We start from the raw sequence: 10,241 nt of genomic DNA, 5'->3' as shown, positions 1-10,241 counted from the left end.
GGCGACGCGGAGGACGCGACGCCTGCGGGCGGCGCGACTCCGGACGCTTCGGGGGGCGGTCGCCGCTACGGAAAGAGCACCGGCCAGGCGGGCCCCCGGCATCCGTAGCGCCGGTCCGGCGCGAAGCGATTGGCAGGAATGGACCACGGCCGGCAGGAACCGGCCTGCGTCCCGGCCTCCCTCGTCGCCGACAACCACCACTCGACGTCGTTCTCCGCGGTGTTTTGGATCCCAGCAAGCGCGCTCGGTATTTCTCGCCAACCAACTAGCCGCAGAAGCACACCGTCCACGCACGTGGCGACCACTCAACAGGCAAGATGCCGCACCCGGCAACCTCCGTGCGCAAAACACCCCCAAAGTATCGCGAAATCGTTCGCATGCCCAACAGCATTCAAGAGCCCGCATCCTCGCCAGCCTTCAGAAAGTGCCTGCCTCATGCAAATAGAGGAACTGACTGGTGCTGTCCAGTACGTGATGGATCTCTTCGGCATCTTTGCCTTCGCCCTCTCAGGGGCATTCCTCGCAGTGCGCAAGGACTTCGACATCTTCGGGGCGGTCATCCTCAGCGAGGCAGCAGGCCTCGGTGGCGGCCTCTTCCGTGACCTGGTGCTCAGGGTCGCCCCCGTGGCCTTCACTGATCTCGGCTACTTCTTCACGCCCTGCGCCGCAGCGCTAATCGTGTACTTCGGTCACCGGCTGCGTCACGACGACAAGGTGGACGAGGACAGGCTGTTCGACCTCTCCGACGCAGCAGCGCTGGGGCTGTTCAGCGTCACCGGCACGATCAAGGCGCTCACGCATGGCTTCAACATTCCCGCCGCGGTCACGCTCGGATGCGCCAGCGCCGTCGGCGGCGGCGTGCTCTCCCAACTCCTCGCCCTCGAACAGCCGACGCTGCTCCGCTGGAACCGCGATCTGTACGCACTGCCCGCGTTCGCAGGCGCCACCTCGACCGCTCTGCTGTACTTCACCGGATTACTGAACGTCGGCACCGCCATCGGCGCCTCACTGTTCGCCTTCGGACTACGGCTCCTGGCCCTGCACTACAACTGGCGAACCCCACGTGCCCACTTCTGGCGCAATCCGTTCGCAGGCATGCGGCAGCAGTCACCAACGGTGAACCCAGACACGGGCTCAGCACCGTCGCCATCCACAGAAGCAGATACGATCACGCTCCGCTTCCCTGAATGGGATACAAGCACCCTGCCCGCCTCGGCAACCGAAACAGTCAGACTGCCGCGCATCGAGGCGCGGCCGCTCCCGCACCGCAACGACCGCGTCGTGCCTCCGGTTGAGCTCCCGGGATCCGGTCGGGACCCGCGATTCCTCCTCCGTCGGCCCGCGCGACGAGAGTAGAGGGAAGGAGACCAGACCTCACAGGGAGATCCGGGGGCGGTGGCTTTGGCGAAGAACCGAAGAAGACAGGGTGAGTGAGCGTCGGCCGCCGGCCACGTGGGTTCTCGGGTTGGACTGGACAAGCGAGTCTCTCCCGCTGGGTACGCCACGACAGGCTCGACCCGGCTCTGGGTCGTCGCCCGTCCCGCGGCTATATCCTCAACTGTGAAGGGCCGCTTGCACTCGTGCGCGACCGATGGTGCTTGCCCACCGGCAACACGTCCAGCCACGGGGCGCCACCAAGCCCGCCGACATCGGCCTGCCCGCCGGCATCCGCGACCAACTGCGCCCTCGGGCAGGCAGACCGCATGGACGACGGCTTGAACCCCAGCACCGCTCGTACCAACGCGTCCGTGGCCCCTTGTCGGCGTCGGCTGAACTCGGGTTCTGGATCACTTTTGGGGCTCTGTCGCTGATTTGGGGGTGGTGACGATCGAGAGCAGGTGGGCATCACCTAGGCGTGGGGGATGTGTTTCGCCTCGCCGACCTTCTTCTTCCGGGGGTTGGGGTGGCGGTAGATGGAGTGGTTCTTGAGGACGCTGAGGTCCGGCTTACTGTGCGGTCCACGGTGGGGTCGGCCGTCTGTCCGGGATGTGGATGGAGATCCTCGCGTGTGCACTGCTATTACCAGCGATGTCTGGCGGACCGTCCCGTCGCTGGCCGTCAGGTGCGACTCAATCTGCGGGCACGTCGTCTCGTGTGTGCTAACGGCAGCTGTGGGCGTCGGACGTTCGCCGAGCAGATACCGGACCTGACGCGTCGACATGCCCGCCGCACGAATGCCCTCACGACCCAGCTCACGGACATCGCCTTGTTTCTGGGCGGACGTGCCGGAGCGAATCTGTGCGGACGCCTGGCGGTCACCACCGGCAAGGACACCCTTCTCCGGCTCCTTCGCGCACTGCCCGTCCCAGCGCCGGAATCCGTCCCGTGTCTGGGCGTCGACGAGTTCGCCGTGCGCCGCGGTCGGACCTACGCGACGGTCCTCGTCGACATGAACACCCGCCGTCCCGTCGACGTCCTCGCGGACCGCGCCGCGCACACCTTCGCGGTCTGGCTGCGCGAACACCTCGAGGTAAAGGTCATCTGCCGCGACCGGGCCGGCTCCTTCCGAGACGGCGCCCACGCCGGTGCACCACAGGCCCGGCAAGTGGCCGACGCCTGGCACCTGCTGCACAACCTCGCTGAGGCCGTCGAGCGCGTCGTCGGACGACACCGCGCCGACCTGCGCGAACCCCTCACCGTCCGGCCCAACCAGGACGCCATCCGTCCACCCGCAGGCGTCCACCCCTCCGCCCTGGACGAGCTGGACGTGCACGGACGGCCTCGGCCGCTGATCGTCCGCACCCGCGAGCGCCACCAGCAGATCCACGAACGCATCGAACGCGGCGACAGCCTGCGAGCCATCGCCCGGGAGCTCCGCCTCAGCCACGGCACCGTCCTGCGCTTCGCCCGGGCCGCCGATGTCGAGCAGCTTCTCGTCGCGGCAACCCACCGCCCGAGCATGATCGCCGACTACCGCCTCTACCTGCATCACCGCTGGATGGAGGGCTGCACCAACGCTGCCGCACTCACCTGGGAGATCCAGCAGCTGGGCTACCGCGGAGACGTCAACACCGTCCGCCGCCACCTGCGTCCCTACCGCACCGGGACGATCCCGACCGATGCACCGCTGCCCCACCTGACCGTCCGCAGGGTCACCGACTGGATCATGCGCCGCCCCGAGCTACTCACCGAGACCGAGCGCAAGTGCCTCGACGAGCTGTGCGAACGCAGCCCCGCCTTGGCCACGACCACGCAGTACGCCCGCCGCCTGGCCTCGATGGTGCGCGAACGCCGCAGCGAGCACCTGGCGCTCGACGTCTGGCTTGCCGATGTCCGCCTCGACGGACAACGAGAACTCCGGACCCTGGCCGCCGGCATACGACGCGACCGGGCAGCCGTACTCGCCGCCCTGACCACCAGCTTCACCTCAGGAGCGGTCGAGGGCAACGTCACCAGGATCAAACTGCTGAAGAGACAGATGTACGGCCGGGCCAACTTCGACCTCCTGCGACGCCGAATCCTCCTGTCACCTTGATAAACCAGCCACCACCCCCAAATCAGCGACAGAGCCCAACAAGTGGGCCAGAGCCGAAACTCACCTACATAGCCAGACGTTGAAGCCTGGGTGCGGACTCTCCTCGACGGCGGCCCGCGGTCCGAACCTCGCGCACGACAGACGGCATGGACGTACCTCAACGAGATCCAGCCGGTGCTGCTGGAGTGGTCCGGCCGCTACGACCACCTGCGGGAAGTCACCCGACAGGACATCGCCACCGTCCGGGACGCCGCCACCGGCAAACAATGCGAGAGCCGGATCGTCGCGCTGCGGTCGCTGTTCCGGCAGGCGAAGAAGAGCGGGCAGATCTTCCGCAACCCCACGATCCGGATCCGTGTTCCGCGGCAGGCCGGCGGCGTGGTCCAGGCTCTCGACCAAGCGGATGTCGACGAGGCGATCGCCACCGCCACCACCCCGGACCTCCGGCTCATCATCGCCCTGGCCGCCGTCCACGCGGCACAGCCGAAGATGATCCGGACGATGCAGTTGGATGACGTCGACCTGGGCAACCGGCGCGTCATCGTCGGCGGCCACGTCCGCCCGCTCGACGACCTCACCCGCCGCGCTGTCCTGGACTGGCTCGACTACCGCCGCAACCGCTGGCCGAACACGGCCAACCCACACCTGCTGATCACACAGAAGACCGCCGTCGAGCTTGGTCCAGCCGGCAAACTCTGGACCACTCGGGCCACCCGCAACCTCAGCGCCACTCTCGAACGGCTCCGCGTCGACCGCCAGCTCGAAGAGGCCCTCGCCCACGGCGCCGACCCACTCCCCCTTGCCCTCGTCTTCGGCATCGATGAGAAGACGGCAATCCGCTACGCGGACTCGGCTCGCCGCCTCCTGGAAACCAGTTCCGAGTCGCTGAACGCCGTGAAGCATCAAAGGGTGATCAAAGCTGAGGACCTGGCCGACAGGCGCCTGCTGCAGGTGACAACGTCCTGGCACCACTACCCGGAGAGCGAGCCGTCCCTCCTGCACATGTGGCTGCACATGGACGGCCTCGGCCCCGTCCGGTTCCACACAGCAGGCGACGGCTTGGCCCTGGAGATCGACCAGCCCCACGGCCCCTACGACATGGACGAGTACGGCCACACCACGGTCGAGGAAGATCCACGGGACTTCCCGACGAGTCCGTTCGTCGGCGAGCAGGTCCTATCCGTCCGAGAGATCCGGTATCGGGACGGGAACCTGGACTTCGCCGTCGGCATCACCGTTCAGTTCCCCAGCGGAAGCATCCGCATCCTCAACCTCGCCGACGAGATCGTCCTCGCCCACGACCAGCACCTGGGCCCGGTCGAGGCGTATCTCCACGAGGCCACGACAAACGCGGCACCAGATCCCTCGTCGTGAGTTCGGAGCGAACTCGCCGGGCCACCTCCGCACAGCACAAGATTTGACCCGCGGGTTCCCGTTGAAGGTCCTTCACTTCGTCCGAACCCACGGGACTCCAGGCCCTGTTCTCGTATAGCTACCGCCAGGTGGCGTGTAGCGCTGAGTAACTACTTGAGGCTGTGGTTGCGCTGCTAGAGGGTGGCGAAGTCCGTGTGCGCCGTCTCGACAGCCTCCGGGTACGCCTGGGTCTATCTCGTGCTCGGTAGATGCTGGAGAGGCTGGGGCTCTGTCCTTTGCGGCGGCCGGTGGGGATGAGCAGGTCGGGCTAGATGTCCTCGACGGTCTCGCCGTTGGCGCGGCGGTGGAGCACGGTGTGGATCATGTCGTCGGTGATGACCGGGGCCGGCCGCCGAGGTTGCCCTTGCGGGCCGCGGTGTCGAGTCCTTCGAGGGTGGCCTCCCAACACGCTGCGGGAGCACGTAAGAAACCCCCGCGGCTTCCGGGAAAAGATACACGCCCCTGCAGCACCGCCCCGATGAGGGCCTGGGACGTTCACGGGGCGGCCTGACCTGCAAGATCCACGTTGCCGGTGAGGGCGGACGCCCGCCGCCCACTCGGCGTGCTGATCACCCCGGGCAGTGGGGCGACGCCGCAAAGGGGGGCCCGTCCGACAGGGCGTCCCTCTTTGCTGTGACCACTGACGTCTCGGCCGCCATCACAGCCGGCCGTAGGCAGACGACGTCCGCCTACGGCCGTCACTCACGCGGTGACCTCACGACCCGCTCTCTCAGATGAGGCCGCCGGCGGCCGCGATCGTCTGACCGGTGACCCAGCGCGCGTCGTCACTCGCGAGGAAGGCGACGACATCGGCGATGTCCTCGGGGCGCCCGAGCCGTCCGAGAGGGGTCCGGGCGATGAACGCGTCGGCGTTCGCCCGGAATTCCGGTGACAGACCATCGGTGTCGGTCAAGCCCGGAAGCACGACGTTGACCGTGATCTTCCTGTTCCCCAGTTCCTTGGCTAGCACGTGCCCGAAATACTCCATCGCGGCTTTGCTGCCGCCGTACGCGGCGACGCGTTGGCTCGGTCCCTTGGTGTGCCCCGTGGAGATGTTGACTATACGACCCCCGTCGCGAACGAGGTTCGCCGCCTGCTGCAGCGCCAGGAAGGTCCCCTTGACATTGACGGCCAGCAGCCGGTCGAGGTCCTCGACAGAGAAGGTGGATATGGACCCGAAGGCCCGCACGCCGGCGTTGTTCACGACGATGTCGAGACCGCCGAACGCGGCGACTGATTCCTCGAACAGGCGGGTGACATCGCCCGGCACGGCGAGGTCGGCCTGCACAGCCACGGCCTTGCTGCCCCATTCCTCGATCTCCCTGACGACATCCCGCGCGGCGGCCTCATTCGAGTGGTAATTGACCACTACATGTGCGCCGTCCCGCCCCAGACGCGATGCAACGGCCCGGCCGATTCCCCGCGAAGAAGCCGTGACGAGCGCCACGCTTTGATTCAGACCCACAGGGCCTCTCCTTTTGATTTCCATGCTTCGTATCGGTTTCCGACGTCGCCGGACCCGGAAAGAAAACTATGAGCGAACCCTCCCTGTTGTCCAATTCTGTTCTGATATTGCCGTGATAACGTTTTGTTATGGATATCTCGATGAAAGGGCTACGCTGCTTTGTCGCGGTCGCCGAGGAACGGCATTTCGGTCATGCCGCCGAACGGCTGGGGATCGCCCAGCCCGCGGTGACCCAGCAACTGCAGCGGCTCGAAGCGACGCTGGACATGAAGCTCGTGCACCGGGACGGCCGCACAGTTCTGCTCACCGAGGCCGGAGCGGCCTTCCTCTCGCACGCACGCGACGCCCTGGAGTCCAGTCAACTCGCCGTCCAAGCGGGGAAAGCGGCAACCCGAGGACTGGGGGGCATGCTCACGATCGGACTGGCCCCCGCGGTTCCACCTGCACACCTCGCCGATCTGCTGCGACGGTTCGCCACCGACCGGCCCCGCATCCGACTCCAGATCCGGGAGACCCGCCTCGAAGACACTCTCGCCCAACTGGCGCAAGGGACGATCCAACTCGCGCTGGCGAGCGGACTCGCCCCACCACCGCGACCCCCGCAGATCGAGGCGATACAACTTGCGGAAGAAGCCCTTGCCGTCGCGCTGCACCGCGACCACCCTCTCGCCGGGCGCGCGGTACTGCACCTGGCGGACCTCACGGACGAGCGTTTCAGCGTGATCACCCGGGACGCCGTGCGAGGGCAACCCTTCGGGATCCACGGCCTGTGCCAACGCACCGGATTCCAGGCACTCAAGTTCGCCGAGGTCCACGACGTCACCCTGCAACTCGCGATGATCGCGACAGGCCTGAGCGTGGGAGTGCTGCCGTCAAGTATGTCCCGGTACGCACCCGCCGAGGTGGCCTTCGTTCCGCTGGCGCACGAGGACCCACTCCGCACGCTGCTCCTCTACGACCGGCGGCACGTACCTGTGGGAGTCCGCGAGATAATCCGAATGGCCACACCGACCAGCCCGCCACCTTCCTTCTGATCACCCGGAAAGAGCGGGTCTTGAGGGCGGTCTTCGGTGGTGCTGCTGCGGCTACCGCCCCGGCCCTCCGATTCCAGGACCTGCCGACGGCTCAGCATGTCCCCCTGATCGCCTCCGAGGACCCGGTCGGTCCGCCTCGAAGAAATGGTCACCGTTCGGGCGAGAACTTTGCCGCAGCAAGAGGGTCCGTTCTCCGAACCCCCTGTCGGGCGACCACCTGGTCCGGTCCGGGTGCAAATACGCCCGGTCGATCCGCGCGGGCCGCCCGGACGGCGCCCCGATCTACGTCATCCTGTACAACCTGTCCGCCCACAAGGGCGAGACGATGATCGACAGGCGCCTGGGCATCCCTGATCTGTGGCCTCTGACCCCGGAGACTTGGGACGAAGACACCTTCTACGGGCTGATCGAGGTGTTCCACGACCTGGTGAGCCGCCCCCGGATGCGCCGATTCCACAACTGGAACATGTGCGGGTGGCACCACTCGGAGTTCCACAACGGTCCGGCACGCGTCCTGTACCGGTGGAAGATCAATCAGATCCTGCGCTCGGCTGGCATCGAGTACGAACTCGCCACGGAAGGCGAGGACCTCGGGCGCCTGGTCGCCGTCACGGACGACGCCTGCAGCCAGCTGGTGCACCGCGCCCTCAACGACAGCCCGCCCGACACCACCGCTGGCGTTCGCCACGCCATCGCGCTCTTCCGAGGACGTGACACTTCGGCTGAGACCAAGAGATCGGCGATCTTCAACCTCGCCCGCATCCTTGAGGAATGCCGTGCCTTGATCAAAGAGCACCTCCACAAGGACGAAGGCGCCCTGTTCCAGATCGCCAACAGCTTCGACTTGCGCCACAGCAATGCCGGTCAGCAACGCGAGTACGACGAAGTGTTCCTCGACTGGATCTTCTGGTGGTACCTGGCCACGGTAGAGCTCACCAACCGGTTGATCGCGTCGCGGACCACGGCTTGAGAGGGCAGTACGTGACCTGATGTCCGGTTCGGTATCGCCTGATTGTGTGACTGTGGGGACTCCCAGCCGGTCGACGAGCTTGGTCGTGCTGGAGTGACGGGGTGAGCGACCGCAAGCCCTACAAGATGATTAGCCGACCCGAGCCTGGTGGTGCTCGACACCCAGAGCCTGCATGCCGCCGCAGGAGTACCCGCGGCCACGACCGGGCGGGACGCGGCCACGAAGGTGCCGGGTCGCAAGCGGGGGCTGGCCGTTGACGTGCTGGGCCTGGTGGTCGCCGTGGTGGTGCTGGCCGCTTCCGTGCACGACAACGCCTTCGGTAGCGCGTTGCTGGACAAGGTCGCCGCGGGGACCTCCGCGGTGACGAAGGCACTGGTGGACCAGGGGTTCAAGAAGACCGTGGTCGAACACGGCGCCGGCCTGGGCATCGCGGTGGAGGTCGTCGAGCGCAACCCGGCCGACCGCGGCTTCGTCCCGCAGCCGATCCGCTGGAGAGTCGAGCAGACCAATGGGATCTTGATGTTGCACCGCAGGCTGGTCCGCGACTACGAACACCGCCCGGCCAGTTCCGAGTCCCGGGTGTACTGGGCGATAAGCGATGTGATGACCCGTCGGCTGACGGGCACCTCCGCCCTGGCCTGGCTCGGCGCGTGAGCGGCGACCCACAGCAGACCCTCGGTGCCCTGCTGGCACGTCTGGAGGTCCGCGAGCGGCAGATCGCTGTGGAAGCGGAGGCCGCTCGCGAGCAGATCGCGCAGCTGACCGCGCTGCTGGACGGACTCGCCCAGGCCGCCGAGCACATCACGATCACCCGCAAGACGCTCCTGGAACTGCCCGACGAAACGCCCCCGGCACCGGCCACACCGACGCCGGCCCTGCCGGGCGGCCCCGCCTACCAGCGGATCATGGCCGTCTTCGCCGAAGCCGACGCTCCGCTACGGGCGAGGAACGTGTGCGAGGCGATGGACCTGGACCTCGTGCCGAACAACATCAACAACGTCCGCATCAAACTGAAGCGCCTGACCGGGCGCGGAATCCTCGATGAGACCGAGCAGGGACTGTTCACCAGGCCGCGATCGTAACCGCCCGGCAAACCCACCACCGGCCCACTCACGCCGTTGTGCCAGCCCGCCGAGAAAACCCATTGTGAGTGACCGGCATCGGATGTCTGATTGATCGGCCACCGATCAAGGAAAGGAACATGACGACGTCGCTGCCCACCCCCTCGTTGCACACCGCTCGCCTTCGGCTGCGTGCCTTCGAAGACACGGATGCGAACGACCTCTTCGCACTGCAGAGCAACACCTACGTGCTGCGCTACTGGGACGCGCCACCATGGAGCGAACGCGTGCGCGCCGAGCAGTTCATCACGGCTTGCCGGCAGATGGCACAGGAGGGCACCGGGGCGCGGCTGGCCGTAGATCGTGTCTCCGACGGGGCGTTCATCGGCTGGTGCAGCCTGAACAGGTGGAATCCGGACTACCGTAGCGCGTCGCTTGGCTACTGCTTCGACGATGCAGCGTGGGGCCACGGCTACGCGACCGAGGCCGCGGGCGCTCTGCTGCGATGGGCATTCGACACGCTGGACCTGAATCGCGTCCAAGCTGAGGCCGATACGCGCAACGTGGCTTCTGCCCGCGTGTTGGAGAAGCTCGGCTTCGTGCGTGAAGGGACGTTGCGGGAAGACTGCGTCGTCAACGGCGAGGTCTCTGACTCGTGGGTCTACGGGCTGATCAGGCGGGAGTGGCGGCCGTCGTCCGAGCCGGCTCCCCGCTCGCTGAGTCCCATCGCCTGACACCTGGTATCGACCACGCCCCGAACCACTGATCACTGCGCCTCATCCAAACTTAACGGCGAACCGGACAAAGGCTCACATCCTGCCCT

7 protein-coding genes and 3 pseudogenes are annotated in these 10,241 nt (G+C 66.8%); 9 read left to right on the top strand and 1 reads right to left on the bottom strand.

The window, feature by feature from the left end; genetic code table 11:
- Positions 1-435 precede the first annotated feature (435 nt).
- From ACZ7M3_RS51475 to ACZ7M3_RS51460, 4 genes and pseudogenes are all read left to right on the top strand, one after another.
- Positions 436-1,356 (top strand): trimeric intracellular cation channel family protein, encoded by a 921-nt coding sequence (locus ACZ7M3_RS51475; RefSeq protein WP_472073556.1) that lies wholly within the window; start codon positions 436-438, stop codon positions 1,354-1,356.
- 499 nt (positions 1,357-1,855) lie between these two features.
- Positions 1,856-3,475 (top strand): ISL3 family transposase, encoded by a 1,620-nt coding sequence (locus tag ACZ7M3_RS51470; protein WP_472073554.1) that lies wholly within the window; start codon positions 1,856-1,858, stop codon positions 3,473-3,475.
- 90 nt (positions 3,476-3,565) lie between these two features.
- The gene (locus ACZ7M3_RS51465; RefSeq protein ID WP_472073552.1) at positions 3,566-4,849 is read left to right on the top strand and encodes a hypothetical protein; all 1,284 of its coding nucleotides are present in this window, start codon (positions 3,566-3,568) and stop codon (positions 4,847-4,849) included.
- Positions 4,850-5,264: 415 nt separating this feature from the next.
- Positions 5,265-5,482, top strand: a pseudogene (locus ACZ7M3_RS51460) (IS5/IS1182 family transposase); the annotation flags it as partial.
- Positions 5,483-5,618: 136 nt separating this feature from the next.
- On the opposite strand, the gene ACZ7M3_RS51455 reads toward ACZ7M3_RS51460, so the two are convergent.
- Positions 5,619-6,353, bottom strand: coding sequence for an SDR family oxidoreductase (locus ACZ7M3_RS51455; RefSeq protein WP_472073550.1), 735 nt, complete (start codon positions 6,351-6,353; stop codon positions 5,619-5,621).
- Positions 6,354-6,493: 140 nt separating this feature from the next.
- On the opposite strand from ACZ7M3_RS51455, the gene ACZ7M3_RS51450 reads away from it, so the two are divergent.
- From ACZ7M3_RS51450 to ACZ7M3_RS51430, 5 genes and pseudogenes are all read left to right on the top strand, one after another.
- Entirely contained in the window at positions 6,494-7,387 is an 894-nt protein-coding gene (locus tag ACZ7M3_RS51450) for a LysR family transcriptional regulator (RefSeq protein ID WP_356157212.1), read from the top strand.
- 325 nt (positions 7,388-7,712) lie between these two features.
- Positions 7,713-8,357, top strand: a pseudogene (locus ACZ7M3_RS51445) (hypothetical protein); the annotation flags it as partial.
- Positions 8,358-8,486: 129 nt separating this feature from the next.
- Positions 8,487-9,011: pseudogene (locus ACZ7M3_RS51440) on the top strand (transposase); the annotation flags it as partial.
- Positions 9,008-9,439 carry a hypothetical protein gene (locus ACZ7M3_RS51435; protein ID WP_472073548.1) on the top strand — a complete coding sequence of 144 codons (432 nt, stop codon included), beginning with the start codon at positions 9,008-9,010 and terminating at the stop codon, positions 9,437-9,439. The pseudogene ACZ7M3_RS51440 and the gene ACZ7M3_RS51435, both read left to right, overlap by 4 nt.
- Before the next feature lie 119 nt (positions 9,440-9,558).
- Positions 9,559-10,152, top strand: a complete 594-nt coding sequence (locus ACZ7M3_RS51430) for a GNAT family N-acetyltransferase (RefSeq protein WP_472073546.1) — start codon at positions 9,559-9,561, stop codon at positions 10,150-10,152.
- Positions 10,153-10,241 lie beyond the last annotated feature (89 nt).

Source organism: Streptomyces sp. NPDC111656 (genome assembly GCF_055656965.1).
Note: the sequence above shows the minus strand (reverse complement) of the source record. Positions and strands in the feature narration are given on the sequence as shown.

What these genes read in the sequence shown, in the direction of transcription:
- ACZ7M3_RS51475 (WP_472073556.1), top strand. Translation starts at nt 436, where the DNA reads ATGCAAATAGAGGAACTGACTGGTGCTGTCCAGTACGTGATGGATCTC.
- ACZ7M3_RS51450 (WP_356157212.1), top strand. Translation starts at nt 6,494, where the DNA reads ATGAAAGGGCTACGCTGCTTTGTCGCGGTCGCCGAGGAACGGCATTTC.
- ACZ7M3_RS51430 (WP_472073546.1), top strand. Translation starts at nt 9,559, where the DNA reads ATGACGACGTCGCTGCCCACCCCCTCGTTGCACACCGCTCGCCTTCGG.